The sequence below is a fragment of the Streptomyces sp. NPDC058289 genome (assembly GCF_042880975.1).
Taxonomy (GTDB): domain Bacteria; phylum Actinomycetota; class Actinomycetes; order Streptomycetales; family Streptomycetaceae; genus Streptomyces; species Streptomyces stoeckheimensis.
In genome coordinates this window covers 72457-96943 of the sequence record NZ_JBHVYI010000026.1, presented here as the reverse complement: position 1 = coordinate 96943, position 24487 = coordinate 72457, and the positions used below count along the sequence as shown (strand labels likewise).

Sequence of the window (24487 nt, the reverse complement as noted above, 5' to 3'; positions counted from 1 at the left end):
GATGTGGGGCCGCACCCATTCCCGCGCTCTCAACAGGGGCGGACCGGCTGCAGGTTGTGCACGTAGCGGGCCGAGACCCAGCCCTTCGAGCCGTGCAGCCGGTATCACACCGGGTTGCAGTCCACCCATCCTCCGCGCTGCCGGCAGGACAGCAGCACCCGCTCCTCCGGGCTTGCCTATTGCTCCGGATGGCTCTGTATCCGGCGGGCACGGGTCGCGCACCCCCGGTCGCCGTTTGCGGCGGGGCGGTCCGGGCAAACGCCCGGACATGCTGGAGCACGCCGAGTCGAAGACGGAGACCGTCACCACCAAGGTGCCGGCGAGGCTGGACAGACTGCCCTGGTCGCGCTGGCACTGGATGATCGTGATCGGGCTGGGAACCGTATGGATCCTGGACGGCCTGGAAGTCACCGTCGTCGGGAGCATCGCGAGCCGGATCTCCGAGGACGGAAGCGGGCTGTCGATCACCGACGCCCAGGTCACCGGTATCGCCGCAGCCCTCTACGTGGCGGGTGCCTGCGCGGGCGCGCTGGTCTTCGGCCGGCTCACCGACCTCTACGGGCGCAAGAAGCTGTTCCTGATCACGCTCGGCGTGTACCTGGCGGCGACGGCGCTGACCGCCGTGTCCTTCTCCGCCTGGTGGTTCTTCCTCTTCCGCTTCCTCACCGGTTTCGGCATCGGCGGCGAGTACGCGGCCATCAACTCGGCGATCGACGAACTGATCCCGAGCCGGTTCCGGGGCCGTGTCGACCTGATCATCAACGGCAGCTTCTGGATCGGCGCAGTGGCCGGCGCCCTCCTGTCGGTCGTCGCCCTGAACACGGACATCTTCCCGGAGTCGGTGGGCTGGCGGCTGACGTTCGCCCTGGGCGTCGTGCTCGGCCTGGTCATCTTGCTGGTGCGGCGCCACGTCCCCGAAAGCCCTCGCTGGATGATGATCCACGGCAGGGCCGAGGAGGCGGAAGCCCTGGTCGCGGACGTGGAACGGCAGGTGGAGGCGGAGAAGGGTCACCGGCTGCCCGAGCCGGAGGAGTCCATCACCGTCACCCAGCGCCACAGCATCGGCTTCGGCGAGATCGCGAGGACGGTCTTCCGCTCCTATCCGCGCCGCGCCGTCCTCGGCCTCTCCCTCTTCGTGGGCCAGGCCTTCCTCTACAACGCCATCACCTTCGGCTTCGGTTCCATCCTCGTCACCTTCTTCCACGTCTCCAGCGGTGTGACCGGGTACTACTTCGCCGTCATCGCCTTCCTGAACTTCCTCGGGCCGCTCCTGCTCGGGCGCCTCTTCGACACGGTCGGCCGCCGCCCGATGATCGCGGGCACGTACATCCTCTCCGGACTGCTGCTCTTCGCCACCGCATGGCTTTTCGGCGCCGGCCGGCTTAGTGCGGTGACGATGACCGCCTGCTGGTGCGTCGTGCTCTTCTTCGCCTCCGCCGGGGCCAGTTCGGCCTACCTCACCGTCAGCGAGATCTTCCCGATGGAGACCCGCGCGATGGCGATCGCCTTCTTCTACGCCGTCGGCACCGCGGCGGGCGGTATCTCCGGCCCGCTGCTCTTCGCGAACCTGACCTCCAGCGGTGTGGTGTCCGACGCGGTGCTCGCCTTCTGCGTCGGCGCCGGGCTGATGGTCGCCGCGGGCCTGGTTGCCGTCTTCTACGCGGTTGCCGCCGAGGGCCGCTCCCTGGAGCAGATCGCCACCCCGCTCTCGGCCCGCTCCGCCACCGCGACGAAGAGCGGATGAGCGGGACAGGCGGGCGCCGGCAGGGAGGTCCGGACGGGCAGGGAGGTCCGGACGGGACTGGCGGTCCCGACGGCTTTGGCGGTCCGAGCGGTCCGGCGGGCACAGGCCAGGACACTGAGACCCGCAAGACCGTGTGGGTCGCCCTCGCCGCCAACCTCGTCATCTGCGTGGCCAAGGCCATCGGCGGGGTCGTGGCGGCATCCCCGGCGCTGCTGTCGGAGGCGGCTCACTCGATCGCGGACAGCCTCAACGAGGTCTTCCTGTTGGCTTCCCTCAAGCGCAGCCGGCGCCCCGCGGACGCGCGCCACCCCTTCGGCTACGGCATGGAGCGGTTCTTCTGGTCCCTCCTCGCCGCCGTCGGCATCTTCGTCACCGGCGGCTGCTTCTCGGTCTTCCAGGGGGTCGAGGCCTTCCGCTCCGGCGGCAACGAGACCCGGCACGGCTACGTCATCGGCCTGGTGGTCCTGGTGCTCGCCCTGGCCGCCGAGGGGGCCTCACTCGTCCGGGCCCTGCTCCAGGTGCGCCGCGCCGCGCGGGAGGGTGGCCGGGGGATGGCCGCCGAGATGAAGGCGGGTCACGATCCGGCGCTGCGGACCGTACTCGCCGAGGACAGCACGGCCTGCGCCGGCGTTCTCCTGGCGATCGCCGGCATCGCCCTGCACATGGCGACCGGGGAGATCGCGTACGAGGCCTGCGCCTCCATCCTCATCGGGATCCTGCTCGTCTACGTCGCGTACACGCTCGGGCGGGCCGCCCGCGCCCAACTGGTCGGCGAGGCGGCCGATCCCGCCGTGCAGCGGGAGGTGCGCGCGTTCCTGCTGGAGCAGCCGGAGATCGACACGGTCCCCGCGCTGCTGACCATGCGGCTGGGGCCCGACTCGGTCATGGCGGCCGCCCGCGTCGACCTGACGCCCGGCTACGACAGCGAGACCGTCGAGGACGCGATGGTACGGATCCGGCGCGGGGTACGCGGCCGCTGGCCCGAGCTGGACCAGGTGTTCCTCGACGTCACGGACGCGGCGGCGACCCGCCGGGGGGCCGAGGGGGTACGCGAAGGCGCCTGATGACGACAGGGCGGGGTAGTCGCCGAAGGATCGCACCACCGAAGGAGGACGAGATGACGGCCCACGAGAATTTCAGCGCCCTGCCAGAGCACGCAGGGCGCCTCGGGTGGGTCGGCCGCGAGGAGGGCACTACCCGCCCCGAAGGACAGCGGGCCAACGGACAGGCACGTACGGGTTCGGAGCAGAGGAGGCCCTCGCGCGGTTGATCCGAGCAGGGAGCGGTCAGCGCTCGACTGCGTTGCCGGACACCAACCGGGAGCCATCGATCTCGGCCCAGACGGTCTTGCCCTCCCCGTATGCCTGCGCGCCCCACCGATCGGACAGCCGGTCGACTATGTACAGACCGTGACCGCCCGGGACGCCGCGCTGCGGGGTTGCAAGGCGGGTGGGCAGGGCCGTTGTGCCATCGCAGACCTCGATGCGCAAAGCATCACAGGCTGTGAGGATGAGTTCGCGGCAACCGTCAGCGTGCAGGGCCGCGTTGGTGAGCAGCTCAGACACGAGGAGCAGAGTGTCCTCGGCGGTTTCGGTCCCGTCCCAGCCCCAGTCGCGCAGGGCGCGGCGCGTGAACTCGCGGCCCTTGGAGACAGCGCCGGGGACGCCCGCCAAGGCGAGGCGACGCCGCTGTCCCGCGGAAGGAAGGCCGGCACTCAATGGGGCGCCCACCTCCGGTTCTTTGATCTGCACTGTGGCACCGCCCCCGTGTTCGCTGTTCCTGATGCCAGGGCTCTGGTCGCCTACAAGCGCTGGAGCCCTGCGCCGATCCGTACGACCCCCTGTGGTACAGGACGCCGGTGCAGCGTCGTGACAGGGTAGTCGAGCCCTCGTCTCATGACACTTCCATGTGGAGTCGCAGCGTCAAGCCATCGTCCGTGGCGCGGACCTCGACCAGGTTCGCAGAGGGCCCCGGGCCCGGTGGGCTCAGGAACAGTGATCATGCTGCGACCTCCAGCGCGGCGCATTCGTCAGGGAACATCTCCACGAGCTTGCGGAGCGAGTACGGCGGGTCGTGGAGCAGCAGGCGTCGTCCCTGCCCGCTGAGGGCGGCCGCCGCATCGCTTTCCGGCACGTGCGGGCGTCTATGCCGTAAGCATGCCGGCGCGCAGGCGGGCCAGGGTCCGGGACAGGATGCGGGAGACCTGCATCTGGGAGATGCCCAGTTCGGCGCCGATCTCGGCCTGGGTCTTCTCTTGACCGAAGCGCATCCGCAGGATGTGCCGGTCGCGCTCGTCGAGTTGCTCCAGCAGCGGCGCGAGGGTGTGGAACTCCTCGAAGAGCTCCATGGCCGGGTCGACCTCGCCGAGGCGCTCTGCGATCGGCCGTGTGGTCCGGTTCGTCGGGGACTGCGCTTCGCCGTCCGCACTGCCGGCGTCGAGGGAGCCGCTGGTGTAGCCGTTTGCTGCCACCAGCCCGTCGATGACCTCGTCCTCGGAAAGTTCCAGGTGCCGGGCGATCTCCTTGACCGTCGGCGCCCGGCCCAAGACGTCGGTCAGGGCCTCCTGGGCCTTGGCGAGCTCCGTACGCAGTTCCTGAAGGCGGCGGGGGACGTGCACGGCCCAGGTGGTGTCGCGGAAGTGGCGCTTGATCTCACCGATGATGTAGGGCAGGGCCAGGGTGGAGAACTCGACCTCGCGTTCCAGGTCATAGCGGTCGATGGCCTTGATGAGGCCGATCGTGCCCACCTGGATGACGTCGTCCATGTCGAGACCGCCGCCGAGGGCGCGTGCCCGGAAGCGCCGTGCGGCGAACTGGACGAGGGAGAGGTTCATCTCGATCAGGGTGTTGCGCGTGTACTGGTACTCGCGCGTGCCCTCCTCCAGGCTCTGCATCCTCCGGAAGAAGTCTCGCGACAGCTCGCGAGCGTCGGCGGGCGCCATCTCGCGTGGATTCTCCACCCGGAGCGGCTCCACGTCTCGCGTCGGCGCGGCTGGTGGGTTCCGCCGGTCACAGGCGGGGACGTGTGCGTCTGTTTCACGAACGGGTCCTACGGCGGTGGCCGAGCGGGACATGGTGGCCGCTCCCTCCCAATTGACTGACGGCTGTCCGGCACCCTAGTGCCCGGGTCTCGCGGTTCTATGCACTCGGATCCTGCGGGGCTTCTCCGTGCGGAGCCGGGTCGGGGCCGGGCAGAAGCAAGCAGTGATGGTTTTACCTCCGTGGACCGCGTGTACGTCGAGGTCATCGGCCAGGACGTAGCCGATGCCCAGCCCGCGCCCCTGCCCCACTGAGCCAACGCTCTGTGGATCGCGGGAAGGGGGGTCAGCGGGGGAGCGGTGGGATCAGGTTGGCTTCGTACGCGCAGATGGCGGCTTCCACTCGGTTGCGTACGCCCAGTTTCGCGAGCACCGCGCTGACGTGTGCCTTCACCGTCCCCTCGACCAAATGGAGCCGGCTTGCGATCTCGGCATTGGACAGGCCCGCCCCCAGTGCGGCCAGTACCTGCCGTTCTCGTTCGGTCAGCCGTTCCAGCGACCGGTGGGGGTGTGCCGTCCGGTGGGCGCGCATCCCGGCGATGACCCGGCCTGCGACCCGGGGCGACAGGTAGGCGCCGCCGGCTCCTACGGCCCGTACTCCGTTGAGGAGTTCGCGCGGGTCGTCGGCCTTGAGTAGGAAACCGTCGGCACCCTCTTCGAGGGCGCGGGTGACGTACTCGTCCTGACCGAACGTCGTCAGCATGATCACGCCGACTCCGGGGAGTTCTCGGTGGAGGTGTGTGACCGCCGCCAACCCGTCGAGTGCGGGCATCTGGATGTCCAACAGGACCACGTCCGGCCGGTGCCGGCGGGTGAGGGCTATGGCCTCGTACCCATCGCCTGCCTCGGCGACGACCTCGAGGTGCGGGTCCCGGGCCAGGATGGCCCGCACCCCGGCCCTGACCATCGCTTCGTCGTCGGCTACCAGGACGCGGACCGGTCGGTTGTTCGTTGTCGTCTCATCCACATCGCGAGCCTACGGGCGCGCCGTCGGCCCATCGGCGGCGAGCTGCGCAGATACACCCAGGGGCTGAGCTGACCCCTGACGAAAGTCAAGGTGGTGCTGCCCTTCGACGGATGGGCGCCGGCCTCCCGGCCTTCTAGCGTCGCTTCCGTACGGGAAACGCGGCATCGGCCGACTGGGAAGCCCACTCTGCGTGGGCGGTGCCGCGGGTGGACTTCCGGTTCCCATGAGCGTCGTGACGAGACGGACAGCAAAGGATTCTTGTGATCACATTGCGTGGACTGAGCAAACGCTACGGCGACACCCTTGCCGTGGAGGACCTGACCTTGGATGTCCAGGCCGGCCGGGTGACCGGCTTCCTCGGACCTAACGGAGCCGGGAAGTCCACCACGATGCGGATGATTCTGGGGCTGGACCATCCCACCCGCGGTCGGGCCCTGATCGCCGGCCGGCCCTACGCGGATCTGCGGCAGCCGCTGCGCGCGGTCGGAGCGATGCTGGACGCGCGGGCCGTTCACCCGGCCCGCTCGGGCCGCGCCCACCTGGTGGCGCAGGCCCGCTCCAATGGGATCCCGGTGCGTCGTGTGGATGAGGTGCTGGAGACGGTGGGCCTGGCCAAGGCTGCCCGGCGGCCGGTCGGGACCTACTCGCTCGGGATGAGCGGGCGACTTGGGGTGGCGGGCGCCCTGTTGGGCGACCCGCCGGTGCTCGTCCTGGACGAGCCGGTCAACGGCCTCGACCCGGACGGGGTGCGGTGGATCCGGCGACTCGTGCGTGAGCAGGCGGCCGAGGGCCGCACCGTGTTCCTCTCCAGCCACCTGATGAGCGAGATGCAGTTGACGGCCGACCACCTCGTCGTCATCGGGCGGGGCCGGCTGCTGAGCGATGCCTCCATGACGGCGTTCCTCGCCGCCGCGTCCCCCGCGTCGGCGCGCGCCTCGGTGCCCGATCCGGGGGAGCGGGCGACCCTGGTCCGCCGCTTGGTCACGGGGGACGGAGTGCGCGTGGAGACGTCCGAGGCCGGTGAACTCACGGTCGAGGGCCGCACTGCCGCCGAGGTCGGCGACCTCGCCCACGACTGCCGCGTGCGGCTGCACCAGTTGAGCGACGTCCGCGTGTCGTTGGAGCAGGCATACATGGACCTGACCGCGCGAAGCGTCGAGTACGCCACCGGCGCCACCGAAGCGACCACGGCGGGAACCGCCTCTGCGTCGAACGAGGGAGGACGAAAGTGACCACGACAACGACACCTGCCGAGCGGGAGTCGCCCCGGGAAGCAGTCGGTCTCCAGGGCCGAGGGACGCCCGCGGGCTTCCCGGGCGCGCTCGCCGCGGAGTGGACGAAACTGTGGTCCGTCCGCGCCCCCTACTTCTGTCTCTTGGTGGGCATCGCGATCACCGGGGTGTTCACCTACTACTACGCCGCGATCGCCCGTATCAACGAGCAGCCGATCCAGCCCGTCGGGAACGCGGCGGCCGCCTCAGCCGTCCTGGCGCAGTTCGCCGTCGTCATCCTCGCCACGGTCGCGGTGACCTCCGAGTACTCGACGGGGAGCGTACGGGCGTCGCTGCTGTGGGTGCCCCGGCGGCATCGGGTCCATGCGGCGAAAGCGGTGGTGGTCGGCGGGGTCGCCTTCGTCGCCGGTACCGGGTATGCGATCGTGGGCACGGCGGTGGCCTGGGGGGCGTTTGGTGGGCGGTCCTCGTTCGAAGCGGGCACGACCCTCATGCAGGTCCTGGCCGTCGGGGGCTACCAGGCGCTGGTAGCCGTGCTGACCGTCGGGGTTGCCTTCGCCACGCGTCACGCGGCCGGAGCGCTGTCGATCCTCGTCACGCTCCTGTGGGCGTTGCCGAGCGTGCTCCTCGGGCTCGGCGGTCCGACGCTCGCAGCGATCAACGACCATCTGCCGCACGGTGCCGCAGACCACTTCATGCGCGTCGGCACCGAAGCCCCCCACACGGCGGCGATTTCCGTTCTGATCGTGGCGGCGTGGGCTGTGGCGGCACACATGGTCGGTCTGTACGTCCTTCGCCGCAGGGACGCCTGACGGCCTGTCGAAACCTGCGCGGGCAAAGTCGGCGAGACCACCTGGTCGCCTGTCCCAAACCGTCCCGCAGAATCGACAAAAGAAGACCAGGAACAGCCATCGGAAGGAAGATCGACGAGTCATGCCGCATTCGCGCGCAGCCCTGCCCCCGGCCAAGGCCGTGTTCGGCGACGTGGCCCTGTGGGCCGTACTCGCCGCCGCGACCGGCTACGGTTTCCGGGACGCGGGCGCGACCTCCCCAGTCCGGGACCTGATCCTCCCCTTGGCAGTCCTCGCGGTGGCCGTGCCGCTGTCCCGCAGCCGGCCGGGGTACGCCGTCGTCCTCGTCAACGGGCTGTGCGCGCTGGGCCTGGCCGACTCCTCGACCCCCGCCAATGCCCATGTCCTGTCGCTGGCTGCCCTCGGCTGCCTGCTGGGAGCCCGGGTTGCTCCTGCCCGGGGTCCGCTCCTCGTGCTCGCCGGGTGCCTCGCGGTCGATGTCGCGACGTGCGCCGTGCTGCGGGTGCAGGCAGTTTGGTGGTTCTGGGCGCTGAGCGTACTGCCCGCCGCCCTCCTCCTTCCGTGGTTGGTCGGCCGGCACTGGCGCGGCCGACGCGAACTCGTGCGCGAAGGATGGCGCACGGCCCGAAGCCTCGAAGAACGCCAGCACCTGGTCGCGGAACGGGTACGACTGAACGAACGCGCTGACATCGCGGCCGACATGCACGACTCCCTCGGCCACGCCCTGAGCCTGGTCGCCCTGCGGGCCGGGGCCCTGGAACTCTCCCCCGATCTGACCGACCGCGACCGCACCGAGCTCTCCGAGCTGCGCGGCACGATCGCGGACGCGGTCGAGCAACTTCGGGAGACGATCGCCGTCCTGCACGAGACCCCTGAACCGGGCGTGGGCCGTCCCGTCAACGACACCATCGACGACCTCCTCGCCCGGGCTGTCGCCTCCGGCGTGCCCGTGCGGTGGGAGCGGCGCGGGGCGGCGCCCGCGTTGTCGCCCCTGGTCGAACGCGGAATGTATCGAGTGGTGCAGGAGGCCGTCACCAATGCCGTCAAGCACGCCCCTGACGGCGCGATCCGGGTGGAGATCTCGCACGGGGCCGACCGCACCCGCGTGAGTGTCGTGAACGCGGCCTCGCCGGCGGACGGAGCGCCACGCGCGGGCGAGGGACCGGTGGACGGCGGTGGGCGCCGGGGACTCAGCGGGCTTCGGGAACGGGTGGCGGTTCTCGGCGGCTCCTTGCGGACCGGCCCACACCAGGGCGGGTTCCACGTCACCGCCCTCCTACCGCATCAGGCGACAACCCGCCCCGTCACACCGGCGCCGGTAACCAGGACGCCGGCCGAGAGGCCGGCCTGGAATCGGCGGAAGCACGCAGGGCCCGCGGCGCAGTCGTCCAACATGACCCCGCACCCGGCCCCGGACACCACCGCCTCGGAATACACCAGGCGGCTCGCTGACGCACGCCGTACCGCCCTGGGCCGCTCCGTCGCAGCGTTCGCGGCGCCCGCCGCGGCAGCCGCCGTCTTCGTGCCCACCGCCGCCTTCCTGGCCTGGCAGTTGACGACAAGCGTCCTTCCGCCCTCCGCGTTCGACGAGCTGACCACCGGCCGGCCGCGCACCGAACTCGCCCCCCTGCTGCCTGCCCGCACCTACCCCTACCCGCCCGACCACGCCCGTTCCACACCCCGACCACCCGGCACCACGTGCGAGTTCTACCGCTCGGGCCGCGACCTGTTGGAACAAGTCGACCTCTATCGCCTCTGCTGGTCCGACAACACCCTCATCACCAAAGACACTGTCCCCGCGGGCCGAACCCACCGCTAGGTCCCGTTCTTTCCATGCTGGTCAAGGTCGCCGACTTGCGCCGCGCAGCCGAGCCGGAGGGGCCAGTAGCGGCGTGTTCGTGCAGCGGCCGGCCTAAAACCTCATATCCACCACACGCCTCGCGCCCAGCGAACTTTGGAGTGTCCGCATGTCCATCACCGTAGTCGTCACCATTCTGACCGCTGTCTGGGTCGGCTTCTCCGGCCTGTCCCTGATGCGCAGAGCCCAGTTCGTCGTGGAACCCCTCGTCCAGTACGGGGTGCCCCGATCCTGGTGGACCCCGCTCGCCCTGGCCAAGCTCGCCGGCGCGGCCGGTCTGCTGATCGGGTTGGCAGTTCCTGTGATCGGGTTGCTGGCCGGGGCCGGCCTGGTGCTGTACTTCCTCGGCGCTGTCGTCACCGTGCTGCGGGTCCGTTCGTACAAGACCGTCGCTTTCCCCCTGCTCTACCTGGCTCCGGTCACGGCCACCCTCGTCCTTGGTCTCACTGCCTGACACTCCGGGCGACATGGCTCAGGCCGACCCGAGACGAGACGAGGCGTCGGTCACGAGACGGCTGCCTCGCCGAACGCACGACCGGCTGAAACACCCCTGGTCCGCCGCTGCGCTGTACCCCTGTTCACCACATGCGAAAGAGCACGACATGCGACCCTTGCCCCGCCTCCCACTGGCCGGCGCCACCTTGGCTACCCTCCTGATCGCCGTGACAGCGTCCGCGTAGACGGCCTCCGCCTCCTCAGGGGTACACCGGTGGACCGTCGCCTGGAGACATCTGAGACGTTGATCCGTGCTTGGCCAGGTTGATGCCGGAGCTTCAGCGAGCCTCGTGCCCGTTCGGGGGAACGCCGCGCAAGGATGGGCTGCCCCAAGGGCCCTGGCGCCCCGGGCGGGAGGAGAACGTGTTGATCACCATGGATGTCCGGCACTGCGGCAGTTCGGTCTTGGTCAGCCTCGGCGGGGAACTCGACCAGGACGCCGGCGCAGCACTCCAAGAGGCGCTTTGCGTCGTCACCGTCTACGAGCGGGACCTCATGGTCGATCTGAGCGGTGCAGCAGCTTGGTGGTTTGCAACGGGGTTTCCCGTTCAGGGAGGCGGAAAGTGCGGGGCGCGACCCAAAACCAGCGCCCCTTCCGCACCGGAACTCTCCACTGAAGAGAGGATCGAAAGGGCCACCGCGTTGTACACGGCCGGGAGGACTTCTGCGGTCCCGGCGACCGGCGGCAAAGACCCTGATCCCGGCTTGGACCACCGAGACGGGCTCGAGTCAGAGTCCCTGGGCCGCTTTCTCGCGCAGCCGGGCCCATGCCTGGGCGGACAGGGTGGCGTCGGTGAGGACGTCGGCTGCTGTGCAAGCCAGAGCCTCGGCGGCCGCCAGCATGACGTGGCGGCCCCGGTCCGAGTCGGCCGCTTTTGCGAACGCCGGGGTGTGGTCCGATTCTTCGTCGCCGAGGATCGCGACGAACGGATGGATCGCGGGCACCCGACCGCTCACGTCCCCGATGTCGGAGGAGCCCAGGTACACCCCTCCGGCGGGTTGGGTGAGTTGGATGCCGGAGCGGGCGATGTGCTCGCTGAAGCGGTCCGAGAGGACGTCGTTGTCCCGGAAGTGGGCGTAGCCGCTGCCCTGGCGCTTCACGCTCACGGTGGTGCCGGTCGCGGCCGCCACGCCCTCGGACCACGTGCCGAGGTCAGCCACCAGGGTGTCGAGTGCGGTGCTGGTGGCTGCGCGCAGTCCGAACAGGCCCTCGGCGTAGGCCGGTACGACGTTGGTCGCGCTGCCTCCGTCCGTGATGATCCCCTGGACGTGCGAGCCGGGCGGGAGGCGTTTGCCGACCACTGCCGTGGTGTTGAACAACTGGATGAGGGCGGCTAGCGCGTCGATCCCGCGCGTCGGATCGCCCGTCGGATGCGCCGCACGGCCGTGGAAGCCCACGCGGATCTGCGTCTGCGCCGTCAGCGGTGCCCACGACCAGTCGTGAACACCCGGATGGAACATCAGTGCCGCATCCACACCATCGAATGTCCCGGCTTCGGCCAGAGCGACCTTGCCCCCGCCCTGCTCCTCCGCTGGTGTCCCCACGACCAGAACGGTTCCCGCTACCTGCTCCATGACGCTGTGCAGTGCCAGCGCGGCTCCCAGACCGGCCGCCGCGATCAGGTTGTGCCCGCAGGCATGTCCCATCCCCGGCAGCGCGTCGTACTCCAGCAGCAGGGCCACACAGCGCCCCGGCCCGTTCCCGGCCCGGGCCAGGAACGCCGTGTCCAGCCCGGCGGTCCCCTGCTCCACCTGGAAGCCGGCCCGCCGGAGCTGCCCGGTGAGCAGTCCGGCCGCGCGATGCTCTTCGTAGGCGAGTTCGGGGTCGGCGTGCAGGGTCCGGCTGACGTGCCACAGATCGTCCGCGCGCCGGGCGCACTCATGCCGCAGCCGTCCGTACAGGTCATCGGATGGGCCGTCCATGTCTCCTCCTCGCAGCTTCGTGGGCGCTCATGCCCACTTCGCCAGCGGGCACGCGCCGATCCGACCGTTCCGGACGTCGAGCAAGGCCCGCCGCGAAGTCGGTTTCGCGGCGGGCCCGGGGCGTGGGGAGGCGTAGGGGTCAGGCGTGGCGGTGCGCGTGCCGACCGCCGGCGACGACGCGATAGAGGGCCAGGAGGATGACGGAGCCGACGACGGCGGCGATCCAGGTGGAGAGGTCGAAGAAACCGTCGATCGAGTCGACGCCGAATATGGCCTTGCCGAGCCACCCGCCGAGCAGACCGCCGGCGATACCGATGAGCATGGTGATGATGATGCCGCCCGGGTCCTTGCCCGGCATCAAGGCCTTCGCGATGAGGCCGGCGAACAGTCCGATGAGGATCCAAGCGATGATGCCCATGAAGGTCTCCTACCTCGTTGAATAGAGCCGGTGTCAGTGCATCGTCTGCACTGCCGGCCGACCTTCAAACGTCTGGATCGGTCATCCTCCGGATTTCCCGCGTCGGTCCGGCCGCACCGTGTAGCGGCCGCACAGCGGGTAGAGGGGCCTCCATGACGCTGTCGGGAGAATTGCTGTCCGAGTCCGCGCTGCGCGAAATGATCGGGTGGCTCGTCCACGTGATCGAGGCGGCCGGCGCGCTGATCATCTTCGTGGGCGCGGTGTGGGCCTTCGCCCGGTTCGCCACGACCGGGATCCGCAGGCGTTCCCTGCTCGGCGAGTTCAACAAGATCCGACTGAGCCTGGGGCGCTTCCTCGTCCTCGGACTGGAATTCCAGCTCGCCGGCGATGTGCTGCGTACGGCTGTCGCACCCAGCTTCACCGAGATAGGTCAGCTCGCGGCCATCGCCGCGATCCGTACGGCGTTGAACTTCTTCCTCACCCGGGAGATCGCCAAGGAACGCGCGGAGATCGAGCACGACCGGAGCGGGCCGAGCGCTCCCAGCCTCGCCTGACGTCGGAGCATCGGCCCTTCGAAGCCGTTTGACCTGCACCGGATGGGCATACGGCAGGCGGGAGGTGATCGTCTTGTCCAAGTGGCGCAGCGTGCCGCGGAAAATGAGGACTGCGGCTGCGGCGAGGGGCCGCTACGTGTGGCGCGCGATGGCGGAACCGGGGCGGGAGCGCGATGACCTGCTCCTGAACGCCAAGTGCGTGGTGGCAGCCATGGTCGCCTGGGTCCTGGCCCGCTACCTCCTCCCTCCCACCGTCTCCACGTTCGCCCCGTTCACCGCACTGGTGGCGCTCCAGGCCACCGTCTACCGGTCCGCGCGTGACTGCGCCCAGTACCTGCTGGCGATGGCGACGGGCACCACGCTCGCCGCGACGCTCGCGGCCACGGTCGGCATCCACGGCTGGTCGTTCGGACTGCTCACGCTCCTGGGCCTGTGGGCCGGGCGAGTGAGGCGTCTCGGGCAGCAGGGCGCCCAAGTGACCATCGTGGGATTCTTCGCCTTCTCCTCCGGACAGGGCCGCATCGACTACGTCGGCCACCTGGCGGCCGCCGTGGCCATCGGCGCTCTCTGCGGCCTCGGCGCGCATCTCCTACTCGCCCCCGCACGGCACACCGGGCATCGCAGGCAGGCCGTCGCTGCCCTCTGCACCGGGATGAGCCGACGCATCAACGCTCTGGCCGACGCCCTGGATTCGGGCGAGCCCGACGGCGAACGCGTACGGCAGTGGCGCCGCGACTGGCGCAGCCTGGCCGCCGACTGCCGGGACATCCAGGACAGAATCGACACGGAGGTCGAGAACGGCCGGCTGAACCCACGCCGGAGCCCAGCCGACGTCAACAATGCGCTGGCCCGCGCCCGCGAGGTCGCCGACATGGCGGAGCGCAGCTTGGACCACCTGCGCTCCATGACCCGAGCCGTGGACCACGCGCTGGACGGGGAGATCGGCAGGCTCCCCGACTCCTTCCGTCCCGGATTCAGCTCCGCGCTGCGGGCGGCCGCCCGGGCGCTGGAGGAACTGGGCCGGGCAGACCGCACGGACATCGATCGTCTCGAGTGCCTGATCGATGACGCCGAAGCCGAGCTCGACCGCGTGCAGCACGAGTCCGCGAGTACCGCACTCCGAGCGCAGACGCTCCGGGGCGCGCTGCTCACCGACGCCGGACGGCTGCTGGCGGAGCTTCGTGCAGGGCAGCGCGCCCTCGCGCCGGTGTCTTGATGACGTGACCACTGGTGGCCCAGGGCGCGGGCCGCTTCGGCCATGTCCTCGAGTTCCCAGCCGGCCTCAGCGTCCGGGTCGGCTTCGGCAATGAGGCGGGCGAGGTAGTTCGGTACCGCTCTTAGCGGCCGTTAGCGGGTTGTGTAGCCACGACGCGGAGAGCTGTGGCTCCTTGAAGACGCACGAGGATCCGGTCGGTCAACGAGAGGGTGCTGACCAGGGTGCTCAGGGATTGGCAAGTGTCGAAGTCGAGGTCGCCAGTCACCGCAACGGTGGCTCGGTCGAGGTCCTCGGTGACATCGGTGGCGAAGCCGTACAGGCTCATGGTCGTCTCCGCCGTCCTGATCGGAGCCCATCACGGTCGGCTCTTCGGGCGAAGACCGTCAAGCGCACGACACGTATCGTGCATGGCCGAGCAGCGGACCTACATGCACCCGGGAGCCAGACCAGGCTGGTCTGACTCCACCCTGCCCGGGCAGCCGCCCTCTATACCTTGTGCCTGCGTGACCGAGTCGAGGTCTCCGCCCGGGCCCCTTGTGTTGCGGGCGCGGCATGGAAGACCGTGGCGCGGGCAGGTGCCTGCTGAGATCCCGGGCGTGCGTACTCAATGGCTGTCGTCAGGCGGGAAGGGCGGTGGTCCCGATGGACCGACGACAGGTTGCCTCGCCCGGAAACCTTCTCTTGCAGCCAGAGGAGCTGATGGACGTGGCCTACGACGCCGGTCGGGACTATCCGAGCTGGCGGGTGCGCCTGGCGAAGTCGGGCGGCGAGGGAATCTGGATCCGGCTATTTCGTTGCCGGGACTTCGGCGTATGGGCCATCAACTGGGACGACATGCCTCCAGGCACGGGATACCTCGACCACGAAGGGGTTCGCGGGGCCGTGTTCGTGGCGCGAGGCGCGCTCACGCACGAACGGGCCCGACTCGGCTGTGCGCCCCGCGCCGAAGAGGTGGGCGCGGGCAAGGGATTTCACTTCGACGAAACCTTCTACCACCGGATGCACGCGGTCCGTGACGCGGGCCCCACGGTTACGGTGCACGTGTTCGGGTCGGCGGACGTGGGCGACGGCGCCGCACCAGGCGCCCCCACCATCGACCTGGGCCTCCCGTGACGGACCGCGCCCCTGCCGGTCCGCAGCGGGATCGGCTTCGGGGTCAGCCCATCTCACAGGTTTCGTAGAGCGGGCAGGAGTTCGGTCTCAGCCCACTTCAGGAACGGTTCCTGTCGGTCGCCGCCGATCTGGACGAGGGCGATCTCGGTGAATCCCGCTTCCGCGTACGGGCGTACCGCCTCGACGAAGGCGTCCACGTCGTCACCGCAGGGGATGGCCTCGGCGACGTCTTCGGGCCGGGTGTGCTGCGAGGCTTGCTCGAAGCCGGCGGGGCCAGGGAGCTCGGCGTTGACCTTCCAGCCGCCGAGGGACCATCGGAACTGGTCGTGCGCGCGGGCCACCGCCGCGTCGCGGTCGGTGTCGTAGCAGACGGGGAGCTGACCGACGCGGGGTTTGCCCGTGCCGCCGTGGGCGTCGAACTGCTGCAGGAGTTCCCGCTTCGGTTCCGTGGCGATCACCAGGTCGCCGTGCCGGCCCGCGAGCTCGCAGGAGCGGGGGCCGGAGACGGCGATCCCGATCGGGGGCGGTTCGTCGGGGAGGTCCCAGAGCCTGGCGTTGTCGACGTCGAAGTGGGCACCGTGATGGCTCACGTCGCCACCGGCGAACATGCGCCGGATGAGTTCGACCGCCTCCTCCAGCATCTCCAGGCGGACGTGTGCGGCGGGCCAGCCGGCGCCGACGATGTGCTCGTTCAGGTTCTCGCCGGAGCCCAGTCCCAGCCGAAACCGACCCCGTGACAGGGTCTGCATCGTGGCCGCCTTCTGCGCGACGACCGCCGGGTGGTAGCGGAAGGTCGGGCAGGTCACGTAGGTCATGAGCGGGATACGGGAGGTGGCCTGCGCGGCCGCTCCGAGAACGCTCCACGCGTACGGGGCGTGCCCCTGCGACTCCAGCCAGGGGAACGAATGGTCCGAGATGACGGAGAAGTCGAACCCCGCCCGCTCCGCTCCCACCACGTGCGAGACCAGCTCGCGCGGGCCTGCCTGCTCGGTCATCATCGTGTATCCGATTTGCATCATATCTGGCACCTAACCCCCCAGAGCTGGACGAAACCCCCACGCGAGCGGCAGAGCCCCGAGCGTGGCGCCGTGCGGCCTCAGTCGGCGGGGCGCAGTGCCGTCAGTACGCGGTCGGGCGTCAGGGGGAGTTCGCGCAGGCGGCGCCCGGTGGCGTGGCAGACGGCGTTGCCGATCGCGGCCGCCGTTCCGACGATGCCGATCTCACCGATCCCCTTGCTGCCCATGGGGTTGAGGTGCTTGTCGTACTCGTCGACCCAGTGGACCTCGATGGTGGGCACGTCGGCGTGCGCCGGTACGTGGTAGGCGGCGAGATCGCTCTCGATGAAATCACCGAACGCCGCGTCCATCGTGCTGTGCTCCGTCAGCGCCATGCCGAGTCCCATCACCATGGCGCCCTTGAACTGGGAACGCGCGGTGCGGGGGTTGAGGATGCGGCCGGCGGCGAAGACGCCCAGCATGCGGCGTACGCGGACCTCTCCGCTGACCGTGTCGACCCGCACCTCCACGAAGTGCGCGCCGAAGGCGTGCCGGGAGTACGGGGACTTCTGCTTGGCCGATTGCGTGGTGTCGGCGGACGCGGACAGCCCCTCGGGCGGCAGTGGCCCGTGGTGGCCTTCCCTTCGTGCGATCAGCGCCACGCAGGCGTCGTGGACGGCCCACCCCCAGGAGGCGGTGCCCGAGGAGCCTCCGGCGAGCGGAGCCGCGGGCAGGCCGGTGTGCCCGATGGCCACGGACACGGATTCGAGCGGGACCCGCAAGGCGTCGGCGGCCACCTGGGCCAGGACGGTACGGGCACCCGTACCGATGTCGGTGGCGTTGACCTCGACGAGGAAGCGGCCGTCGGGCCGGGCGTGCGCCCGGGCGGTGGAGGGCGAGACGAGGACGGGATAGGTGGCGGCGGCCATTCCGCTCCCGAAGAGGTACGTGCCCTCCCGGCGCGGCTCTCGGCGGCCGGCCCAGTCGAACCGCTCCGCACCCTCGCGCAGGCATTCCACGAGGTGGCGGCTGCTGAACGGGCGGCCACTGTCGGGCTCGGTGAGGGGTTCGTTGCGCACGCGCAGCTCGACCGGGTCCATGCCGAGGGCGTCGGCCAGCTCGTCCATCGCCGATTCCAGGGCGTACATGCCGGGGGCCTCACCGGGAGCGCGCATCCAGGAAGGGGTGGGCACGTCGAGGGCGACGACGCGGTGGGTGGTGCGGATGTCGGGCACGGCGTACATGACGCGGGCGGGCACGGCCGCCTGCTCGACGAACTCGCGGACGCGCGAGGTGTGGGTGGTGACCTCGTGCGTCAAGGCGGTGAGCGTTCCGTCGGCGCGGGCGCCGAGTCGTACGCGGTGCAGGGTGGGAGCGCGGTGCCCGACCGTGGCGGGCAGGTGGGCGCGCGGGAGGGCGAGTTTCACCGGCCTGCCGTAGTGGCGCGAGGCCATCGTCGCCAGGACCACGTGCGGGCGCGGGGTGCCCTTGGAACCGAATCCGCCGCCGACGTGCTCGGAGACGACGGTGATTTGTTCTTCGGCCAGCTTGAACAGAGCGGCCAGTGCGGCCCGGACGGGGCCCGCGCCCTGGCTGGAGTCGTGCACCGTGAGGTGGTGGCTCTCCTCGTCCCAGACGGCGGTGGCGGCGTGCGGTTCCATGGGGTGGTTGTGCAGGGGCGGCACCGCGTAGGCGCAGTCGACCTGTACGGGGGCGGTGGCGAGCGCCGCGTCCGGGTCGCCCTGTTCGCGGTGTGCGGGATGGCCTCCGTTGGCTTCCTCGGGGGTGTGGGCGTCCTGGTGGCCGACGGTGAGGGTGACGTCGTGGGGGTCGCTCTCGTAGGCGACGCATACCGCGGAGGCGGCGGCCCGGGCACGCTCGAGAGTGTCGGCCACGGCAAGGGCCACGTACCAGCCGCGGTGGGGGACGCGTAGGTCCTGGAGAAGGCGCAGGGTGGGGTCGTCCGCCTCGCCCAGCCGGGGCGCGTCGTACGGGGTCAGCACGCCGACCACGCCGGGCAGGGCGGTTGCGGCCGTGGTGTCGACGGAGGTGACGTGTCCGCGAGCGATCGTGGCGGGTACGGGCCAGGCGTAGGCGCAGCCGGATGGGGTGTGCTCGGCGGCGTAGCGGGCCGCCCCGGTGACCTTCTCGCGGCCCTCCCGGCGCGGGGCGGGGCTGCCGAGGGCGGGCAGGTCGTCGGGGGTGGGGCGCATCGCGGGTCCCCTTCCTGGGTGGGGGCGGTCATGGCTGGGAGCGGGCGGGAGGCGCACCGCCGACGGAGCGGATCAGCGTGCCGAGGGCGTCGTGGGCGAGGTTGCGTGCCAGGTCAACCTTGAAGGCGTTGTCGCGCAGGGGCCTGGCCGCGGCAAGCTCCGCGTCGATGGCCTCCCGTAGCGCCTCTGGGGTGGGTTCGGCCCCCGTGAGCCGTTCCTCGGCGGTGCCGGCGCGCCACGGGCGGTGGGCGAGGCCGCCGAAGGCGAGGGCGACGTGGCGTACGCGGCCGTCGTCGAGTTCGAGCACCGCGGCCACCGAGACGAGGGCGAAGGCGTACGAGGCCCGGTCTCGGGCCTTGCGGTAGAGGGAGACGGCCGCGGGAGCAGCCGGGGGCAGGAGAACCGCGGTGAGGATCTCGCCCGGGCGGATGACGGTGTCCCGTTCGGGGTGCTCGCCGGGAAGCCGGTGGAAGGCGGTCGCCGCCACCTCTCGGGTGCCGTGTTCGCCGCCGTACAGCTCGATCCCGGCGTCCAGAGCGGCGAGGGCCACGGCCATGTCCGAGGGGTGGGTGGCGATGCAGTGCTCGGAGTGGCCGAGGACTGCCTGGTTGCGGTGCACGCCGTCCCGGGCGCTGCACCCGGTGCGCGGTTCCCGCTTGTTGCAGGGCTTCGAGACGTCCTGGAAGTACGGGCACCGGGTGCGTTGGAGCAGGTTCCCGCCGGTGGTGGCGACGTTGCGCAGTTGCCCGGAGGCGCCGGCGAGGAGGGCCTGCGACAGTGCCGGGTAGCGGGTGCGGATCAGGGGATGTGCGGCCAGATCGGCGTTGGGGACGCCGGCGCCGACCCGGAGCGCTCCCGTGGGCAGCTCCTCGATGTCGTGGAGGGGCAGCCGGGTGAGGTCGATGAGGGTGTCCGGGGTTTCGACGCCGAGTTTCATGAGGTCGACGAGGTTGGTGCCGCCGCCGAGGTAGCGGGCGCCGGGGTGGTTCGCGTAGGCGGCCGCCGCTTCCTGGAGGCTGGTGGCCCGTACGTAGGCGAAGGGCTTCACGCGATCACGTCCTTGCCCGGGCCGGACGCTGCGGCCGGGCTCTGGGCTTCGGCGACGTCCGCGACGGCGTCGGCGATCCCGTTGTAGGCGCCGCAGCGGCAGAGGTTGCCGCTGAGTCGCTCCTTGATCTCCTCGGCGGTCAGGACGGACGGCCGGCTCGTGTCGGCCGCGGTCGGGGCGCAGGTCACGTGCGAGGGGTGCCCGGCGGCGGCTTCCCGCAGCGCGCCGACGGCGGAGCACAGCTGGCCGGGGGTGCAATAGCCGCACTGGAAGGCGTCGTGGTCGAGGAAGGCCTGCTGGAGGGGGTGGAGGGTTCCGTCGGCGTCGGCGAGTCCCTCGACGGTGGTGATCTCGGATCCGTCCTGGGCCACGGCGAGCAGCAGGCAGCTGTTGGCGCGCCGGCCGTCGACGAGAACGGTGCAGGCTCCGCACTGTCCGTGGTCGCAGCCCTTCTTTGATCCGGTCAGGGCCAGCCGCTCGCGCAGCAGGTCGAGGAGGGTGACGCGGTTGTCCAGGTCGAGGACGTGGTCCCGTCCGTTGACGCGGAGTTCTACGCGCGAATCGTGAGCGCTGGCGGTCGCCGAACCGGGCGTGGCCGGCGGCCCGGCCGCGGCCGGTGGGGCGGGCTGTTCCATGGGACTTCTTGCGCGTGATGCCACGAGTTGCCCTCCATGTCGGTTTGCGGCTGTCCTGTCCCGTCGGCTTCCCCGCCCCTTGCCGTTCCATACGTCGAAGCTGCCTTGATCACCGGATGGGGCGCGTCAGTCGGTCGGCTCGTGGGGCTTGGTGTGGCCAGGACCGGGCGTCGGGCGCTCGTCGTCCTCGCTCTTGCTGCCCGCGCCCGCGTTCTCCTCACTGTGGTTCGCCACGCTGGTGTTCTCCTCGCCGTCGTCCTTTTCGGGGCCTGCGTGACGGGTCCGTTCGTGCCCGGCGTCCGGGAGGTCGGGGGCTCCCGGCCCGAAGGGCGGCAGGTCGGGGGTGACGGCATCACTCTTCTCCGGCACACGGTCCGCAAGCCCGGGCTCCGACGGGGCGCTTCGCATGGCAGGTCTCCTTGCAGTCGGGGGCCGTCCACGGCCGACGGACGAGAACGGGGAGTGCCCACCGTCCTTCCTCCTGCGCCTGCCCCGATCGGGGCCCATGCGCGAAGGAGACGGGCGACGCGGACGGCGACGCACTTTGAGGGTCCGGAGCACCTTCAGTGAGGAGTCACCCGCCCCCGCCCCGCCTCATCGTGGTCGTCCAGGACGGCGAGGTCGTCGACGACGTTGACGAAGCGGATCCGAGCGTCGGGGAGGTCGCGCCGCAGGAAGCCGGCGGCGGCCAGCGCTACGGACGCCTGCGCCGCCGCCACGGTCGCGCAGCCGAACCTGTGGCCAATCGGGCGCCGGGCCCGCATACAACAAGGCCGAGGGGGGATCGCCGATCGGAGCGGGGGCCAGAACCCCGTCGCGCTGGGGTGCCGTGGAGCGGCGAACGTCAGTGAATACCGTCGCCGCGCAGGCAGGCGCAGGGGCAGGAGCACGCGCGCCGCGGCGGAGGACCGGATCGCGGGCCATTGCCGAATCAGGTCCTCCAGACCGTGGACAGGGGACGTTCGGTCCGTCCTGCCGCGGGCGCCGAGGAGATTGATTTCCGCAGAATGTCCCTGTTTGGAGCGACATTCTGCGGCCAGTAGATCCGTAGTCCCACCGGTGTGGCGGACCGACTTCCCGTCCGCGCCGGTATCCGTCTGGCCCTACGACAGAACAGGCGAGGCCCATGCCTCCCGTACTGCCGACACCGGCGTGCAGCAACCGCTCGCAAGGTGCTCACCACGCGCCACGCGCCTGCTGTACTTCTTCATCCTCGGAGACGTCCTCGGCGCGGGCGTGTACGTACTGATCGGCGACGTCGCGGCGAAGTCAGGAGGCGCCGTGTGGGTTCCCCTCACGGTGCGCCCTGCTCCTGGCGCTGCTGACGGCCGCTTCGTACGCGGAGCTCGCCACGAAGTACCCGCGGGCAACGTCGTTGCGGGCGGTGGTTGCCGCCGCCCTGGGGGATGAGGTTTCGCAGGCTCTCCCCGGAGCAGCGCAGCTTCGCGCCGCAGCTCGCGGACCCGGCACGGGCCAGGGCGAGCACGCCCCCCGAGGAAGCGCTGTGTCCGCCGAACTCGCACCCGTCATAGCCGCCGGCACGCACTGGCTGCTGACAGCCTTCCCGCCCGCCCCTGGCGCGTTCAGCCAGGCCCAGGCCCAGGCCCAGGCCCAGGCCCGCCAGGCCGTCACCCTCGCTGCGGCCCTGCGGTACCCGACCCCGCTCGACGCTCAGCTGCTACATCTCCTCGGCCCGGGCGAAAGCGCCCGGCTGGACTGGCTGACCGGCGCCGATCACGGCGACGACGCCGACGCCGGCTGGCGGACCTGGGTCGACGAAACCGTCGTCAGCTGGGCCGCCTGCCTCCTCGCGGCCCCCGCCATCGCAGCCGACGCCCACCGCGTCGTCGATCGCGGCCAGGCCGGGGAGGTCACCCGTCTCACCCGTCCCGGCGACCACGAACACGGCGCCGCGCCCTTGCTGCGCCACCCGGACCTGCTCGAGCCGATCGCCGCGCTCCACCGGGCGCTGCTCCTGGACCTGCTGGACACCGAGAACGCCACGCTGGGATAGGTCAGGCTCTGCCACAGCAGAGGGTTTCGCAGGGCCCGGACGAAACCGCTGGCGGAGGTCGGCCGGCCGGTGATCAGAAGGCAGCCGGGGTCCCGCTGCCCGAAAGAGCCGCTCCCCAGCCGCCGGCCCTCCGTCACTCACGGCCACGCCCGACGCCGGGAATCCTGCCTTCACCCACTCCGCAAGGTCCGCGCGACCGCGGCCTGGATTGAGGGCGCCACCGAGAAAGCAGCCCTGTGGATTGTTACTCCGCGGGCGTACCGGATGGCCTGAGCCCGCTTGCCCGCCCGGGGGCGTACTCGGCAAAAGGTCAGCCCATGGGCGTGAAGATCGACGACGTGGGCGCGCGTCGCTGTTCAGGTGTGGAGGCGGTTGTTGGGGCCGTCCTGGTCGCTGGCGGTTTCGTCGTCGAACCAGTAGTCGCCGGCGGCCAGGTACCGGAACGAATGCGTGCTCCTGGCCGGCAGTTCGACCGTGACGGCCCGCTTCCCGTCCTTGCGCGGTTTCAGAGTGTGGACGCCGGGCTGCCAGTCGTTGAAGTCACCCACCACGCTCACCGGACCGGGCGGGGTGTCGGCGGGAAGGATGAACGTGACCTGGGTGCGGTCCTTGCGCAGCGTGCGCTCCAGCATGAATCGGCTCCTCACGGCAGACAGACGGGGTGTACAGGGGGTCGGGCCCATCCTGGGCACCTGAGGGTGAAGCGCGCATTCCGGCGCAGCCATCCTGCCCCCGGGCATCACCCTTACGCCACGGTCGGTGACACTTATCGGGCAGGCTGTCACTGTGCGTGTCAGTGTGGAGGAGGAATCCACCCCGCACCACAAGGAGTCGCCGTCATGGGCGGTAGGCAGGACAAGGACACGCGCCAGGAACCGGACAAGGGCCGCGGGGACCAGGAGCGCCTGCGGCGCCCCGGTCAGGACCCGGTCCACCCCGATCCCGGCCAGCCGTCCCCCGAGCGCGGACGCGAAGAAGGCACGCGCCGTCGCGAGGAGGACCTGCTGCGCGACGAGCACCTGAGCGACGACGAATTCTGAAAACAGCACTACCCGCGCACGCAGAGCCCGGCCGGGGCCAAGGACAGTCACCCGGTCGGGCTCTGTCATGCCGCCACCCCACCGCGAAGGTGGGCAGACGTGCGGGCTGCGACGGCGCTCACGGGCGCCAACCTGCGTCGGCCGTGAGCGAAACTTCTTGATCCATAGGGCTTCACCCTTCGACTCCTGTGGACGTGTGCGGGCCCGCCGACGGGTTTGGACTCGGCGGATCCGCGCCGGCGCAGGTACACGGACAGGATCGCCATGGCCGCCACGGCCAGGAGTTCGGACTGCCAGTTCTGGAGCGACCGGTTCCAGAAGTCCGCGGACCTGTGGCCCGGCGCTCGGCCAGGGCGTCGCCTGCTGTCTTCTCGAATCGCTTGAACAGCCTCTCGACCGTCTTGTGGTCATCGCGCAGCAGCACGATCGCATCCATGCCGGGCCCCTTCACCATGGCGTACGGGTCGATGCCCTCACGGCACGAACCCCGCCCTCGCTCCGCACGCGCCGAAGCGCCTCGCTCACGGAACTGGACTCACGCAATTCCATTCACCTGGACCAGAGCCGCTCGCATCGGGAGTGAGGCCATGGCATGCGCTCGGGGCCAAATGGCTGGCATGGACACCTGGGCGGGGGGTGAGGCACAGGTTGACCAGGACCGTGCCGTCGGGGGCCGCGATGTCTGACGAGCCTCTGGCGATGACCCCACCCTGCCTGACATCCGACCTGTGCCGGACTACTGCCGCAAGTCAGACCCGGTCCGGGTGCGGTATCCGCCGGACCCGACAACCCGGAAGACAGCCTCAGCCAGCCGAGATGGGCTCGCGCCCCGCAGCCGGTGCGGGCGTCGTACCAAGGCGGCGCCGATACAGGCGCATCTGTCGGCGAACACGCGGATGGGCTGAGCACTTCAACGAGCAGGCGGACAGCATCAGCTCGGGGTGTGCTTCGGCCGGTATGCCCGTGTCTGCAGGGTCGGCCTCGGGCAGGAGGCCGAGCATGTCCAGCAGCAGCCCCAGATCGTTCGGGTCGGCGGCGCGGGAAGCAACAGCGCGGCGCGCTGCCGCCCGGTCCGCGCTTCCCGAACGAAACGCCAGGAGAACCTGCTGTGGACGGTCACTCATTTCGGCTCTGTCGCTGATCTTGTGACGCTGCGTCGGGCCTGACGGCCTT

The 24487-nt window shown here is 70.5% G+C and carries 26 protein-coding genes and 2 pseudogenes; 12 read left to right on the top strand and 16 right to left on the bottom strand.

Annotated features, from left to right (window positions below; translation table 11 throughout):
• Window positions 1–268: 268 nt before the first annotated feature.
• Together ACFVX6_RS16200 and ACFVX6_RS16195 are read left to right on the top strand one after the other, a co-directional pair.
• Window positions 269–1744, top strand: a complete 1476-nt coding sequence (locus tag ACFVX6_RS16200) for an MFS transporter (RefSeq protein ID WP_389691869.1) — start codon at window positions 269–271, stop codon at window positions 1742–1744.
• Window positions 1741–2808 (top strand): cation diffusion facilitator family transporter, encoded by a 1068-nt coding sequence (locus tag ACFVX6_RS16195; RefSeq protein WP_389691867.1) that lies wholly within the window; start codon window positions 1741–1743, stop codon window positions 2806–2808. The genes ACFVX6_RS16200 and ACFVX6_RS16195 overlap by 4 nt, the downstream gene beginning before the upstream one ends.
• Before the next feature lie 222 nt (window positions 2809–3030).
• Here the strand turns inward: ACFVX6_RS16195 and ACFVX6_RS16190 are convergent, their stop codons facing one another.
• The 4 genes from ACFVX6_RS16190 to ACFVX6_RS16175 all read right to left on the bottom strand — a co-directional run bounded on the left by ACFVX6_RS16190 (window position 3031) and on the right by ACFVX6_RS16175 (window position 5748).
• Window positions 3031–3495 (bottom strand): ATP-binding protein, encoded by a 465-nt coding sequence (locus tag ACFVX6_RS16190; protein ID WP_389691865.1) that lies wholly within the window; start codon window positions 3493–3495, stop codon window positions 3031–3033.
• Window positions 3496–3742: 247 nt separating this feature from the next.
• Complete coding sequence (locus tag ACFVX6_RS16185) at window positions 3743–3877, bottom strand: hypothetical protein (protein ID WP_389691863.1); 135 nt, start codon at window positions 3875–3877, stop codon at window positions 3743–3745.
• A 10-nt stretch (window positions 3878–3887) separates the two neighbouring features.
• The gene (locus tag ACFVX6_RS16180) at window positions 3888–4817 is read right to left on the bottom strand and encodes a SigB/SigF/SigG family RNA polymerase sigma factor (RefSeq protein ID WP_389691861.1); all 930 of its coding nucleotides are present in this window, start codon (window positions 4815–4817) and stop codon (window positions 3888–3890) included.
• Window positions 4818–5067: 250 nt separating this feature from the next.
• A complete protein-coding gene (locus ACFVX6_RS16175) occupies window positions 5068–5748 on the bottom strand; it encodes a response regulator (protein WP_389691859.1) in 681 nt (226 codons plus the stop codon).
• 260 nt (window positions 5749–6008) lie between these two features.
• On the opposite strand from ACFVX6_RS16175, the gene ACFVX6_RS16170 reads away from it, so the two are divergent.
• From ACFVX6_RS16170 to ACFVX6_RS16155, 4 genes are all read left to right on the top strand, one after another.
• The gene (locus ACFVX6_RS16170; protein WP_389691857.1) at window positions 6009–6980 is read left to right on the top strand and encodes an ATP-binding cassette domain-containing protein; all 972 of its coding nucleotides are present in this window, start codon (window positions 6009–6011) and stop codon (window positions 6978–6980) included.
• The gene (locus ACFVX6_RS16165; protein WP_389691855.1) at window positions 6977–7792 is read left to right on the top strand and encodes an ABC transporter permease; all 816 of its coding nucleotides are present in this window, start codon (window positions 6977–6979) and stop codon (window positions 7790–7792) included. Before ACFVX6_RS16170 ends, ACFVX6_RS16165 begins: the two co-directional genes overlap by 4 nt.
• A 121-nt stretch (window positions 7793–7913) precedes the next feature.
• On the top strand, window positions 7914–9611 hold the full coding sequence (locus ACFVX6_RS16160) for a sensor histidine kinase (RefSeq protein ID WP_389691853.1): 1698 nt from the start codon (window positions 7914–7916) through the stop codon (window positions 9609–9611).
• A gap of 148 nt (window positions 9612–9759) precedes the next feature.
• Window positions 9760–10104, top strand: coding sequence for a DoxX family protein (locus ACFVX6_RS16155; protein WP_389691851.1), 345 nt, complete (start codon window positions 9760–9762; stop codon window positions 10102–10104).
• 770 nt (window positions 10105–10874) lie between these two features.
• On the opposite strand, the gene ACFVX6_RS16150 is transcribed toward ACFVX6_RS16155, so the two are convergent.
• Together ACFVX6_RS16150 and ACFVX6_RS16145 are read right to left on the bottom strand one after the other, a co-directional pair.
• Window positions 10875–12068, bottom strand: a complete 1194-nt coding sequence (locus ACFVX6_RS16150; protein WP_389691849.1) for an amidohydrolase — start codon at window positions 12066–12068, stop codon at window positions 10875–10877.
• A 139-nt stretch (window positions 12069–12207) separates the two neighbouring features.
• On the bottom strand, window positions 12208–12486 hold the full coding sequence (locus tag ACFVX6_RS16145) for a GlsB/YeaQ/YmgE family stress response membrane protein (RefSeq protein WP_389691847.1): 279 nt from the start codon (window positions 12484–12486) through the stop codon (window positions 12208–12210).
• A gap of 152 nt (window positions 12487–12638) precedes the next feature.
• Between ACFVX6_RS16145 and ACFVX6_RS16140 the strand changes: the two genes are divergently transcribed.
• Window positions 12639–13040, top strand: a complete 402-nt coding sequence (locus tag ACFVX6_RS16140; RefSeq protein ID WP_389691845.1) for a DUF1622 domain-containing protein — start codon at window positions 12639–12641, stop codon at window positions 13038–13040.
• A gap of 103 nt (window positions 13041–13143) precedes the next feature.
• Window positions 13144–14256 (top strand): aromatic acid exporter family protein, encoded by a 1113-nt coding sequence (locus ACFVX6_RS16135; protein ID WP_389691843.1) that lies wholly within the window; start codon window positions 13144–13146, stop codon window positions 14254–14256.
• Window positions 14257–14377: 121 nt separating this feature from the next.
• Here the strand turns inward: ACFVX6_RS16135 and ACFVX6_RS16130 are convergent, their stop codons facing one another.
• On the bottom strand, window positions 14378–14581 hold the full coding sequence (locus ACFVX6_RS16130) for a hypothetical protein (protein ID WP_389691841.1): 204 nt from the start codon (window positions 14579–14581) through the stop codon (window positions 14378–14380).
• A gap of 356 nt (window positions 14582–14937) precedes the next feature.
• On the opposite strand from ACFVX6_RS16130, the gene ACFVX6_RS16125 reads away from it, so the two are divergent.
• Complete coding sequence (locus ACFVX6_RS16125) at window positions 14938–15369, top strand: hypothetical protein (protein ID WP_389691839.1); 432 nt, start codon at window positions 14938–14940, stop codon at window positions 15367–15369.
• Window positions 15370–15422: 53 nt separating this feature from the next.
• Here ACFVX6_RS16125 and ACFVX6_RS16120 read toward each other — a convergent pair whose 3' ends face one another.
• The 6 genes from ACFVX6_RS16120 to ACFVX6_RS16095 all read right to left on the bottom strand — a co-directional run bounded on the left by ACFVX6_RS16120 (window position 15423) and on the right by ACFVX6_RS16095 (window position 20979).
• Entirely contained in the window at window positions 15423–16388 is a 966-nt protein-coding gene (locus ACFVX6_RS16120) for an LLM class F420-dependent oxidoreductase (RefSeq protein WP_389691837.1), read from the bottom strand.
• Window positions 16389–16465: 77 nt separating this feature from the next.
• Entirely contained in the window at window positions 16466–18577 is a 2112-nt protein-coding gene (locus ACFVX6_RS16115; RefSeq protein ID WP_389691835.1) for a xanthine dehydrogenase family protein molybdopterin-binding subunit, read from the bottom strand.
• A 28-nt stretch (window positions 18578–18605) separates the two neighbouring features.
• Complete coding sequence (locus ACFVX6_RS16110; RefSeq protein WP_389691833.1) at window positions 18606–19625, bottom strand: FAD binding domain-containing protein; 1020 nt, start codon at window positions 19623–19625, stop codon at window positions 18606–18608.
• Window positions 19622–20260, bottom strand: coding sequence for a 2Fe-2S iron-sulfur cluster-binding protein (locus ACFVX6_RS16105; RefSeq protein WP_389691831.1), 639 nt, complete (start codon window positions 20258–20260; stop codon window positions 19622–19624). Before ACFVX6_RS16105 ends, ACFVX6_RS16110 begins: the two co-directional genes overlap by 4 nt.
• Window positions 20261–20386: 126 nt before the next feature.
• Window positions 20387–20668, bottom strand: a complete 282-nt coding sequence (locus ACFVX6_RS16100) for a hypothetical protein (protein WP_389691829.1) — start codon at window positions 20666–20668, stop codon at window positions 20387–20389.
• 155 nt (window positions 20669–20823) lie between these two features.
• A complete protein-coding gene (locus tag ACFVX6_RS16095; RefSeq protein WP_389691827.1) occupies window positions 20824–20979 on the bottom strand; it encodes a hypothetical protein in 156 nt (51 codons plus the stop codon).
• 433 nt (window positions 20980–21412) lie between these two features.
• On the opposite strand from ACFVX6_RS16095, the pseudogene ACFVX6_RS16090 reads away from it, so the two are divergent.
• Window positions 21413–21633, top strand: a pseudogene (locus ACFVX6_RS16090) (amino acid permease); the annotation flags it as partial.
• A 131-nt stretch (window positions 21634–21764) separates the two neighbouring features.
• Window positions 21765–22274, top strand: a complete 510-nt coding sequence (locus ACFVX6_RS16085) for a hypothetical protein (protein WP_389691873.1) — start codon at window positions 21765–21767, stop codon at window positions 22272–22274.
• Between the two features lie 356 nt (window positions 22275–22630).
• Here ACFVX6_RS16085 and ACFVX6_RS16080 read toward each other — a convergent pair whose 3' ends face one another.
• Complete coding sequence (locus ACFVX6_RS16080; RefSeq protein WP_389691825.1) at window positions 22631–22906, bottom strand: isoamylase early set domain-containing protein; 276 nt, start codon at window positions 22904–22906, stop codon at window positions 22631–22633.
• A 207-nt stretch (window positions 22907–23113) separates the two neighbouring features.
• Between ACFVX6_RS16080 and ACFVX6_RS16075 the strand changes: the two genes are divergently transcribed.
• Window positions 23114–23314: a hypothetical protein gene (locus tag ACFVX6_RS16075; RefSeq protein WP_389691823.1), complete on the top strand. Its 201-nt coding sequence runs from the start codon at window positions 23114–23116 to the stop codon at window positions 23312–23314.
• Window positions 23315–23486: 172 nt separating this feature from the next.
• Here ACFVX6_RS16075 and ACFVX6_RS16070 read toward each other — a convergent pair.
• Window positions 23487–23643 (bottom strand): annotated as a pseudogene (locus ACFVX6_RS16070) (DUF6766 family protein); the annotation flags it as partial.
• A gap of 474 nt (window positions 23644–24117) precedes the next feature.
• The gene (locus tag ACFVX6_RS16065) at window positions 24118–24438 is read right to left on the bottom strand and encodes a hypothetical protein (protein WP_389691821.1); all 321 of its coding nucleotides are present in this window, start codon (window positions 24436–24438) and stop codon (window positions 24118–24120) included.
• Window positions 24439–24487 lie beyond the last annotated feature (49 nt).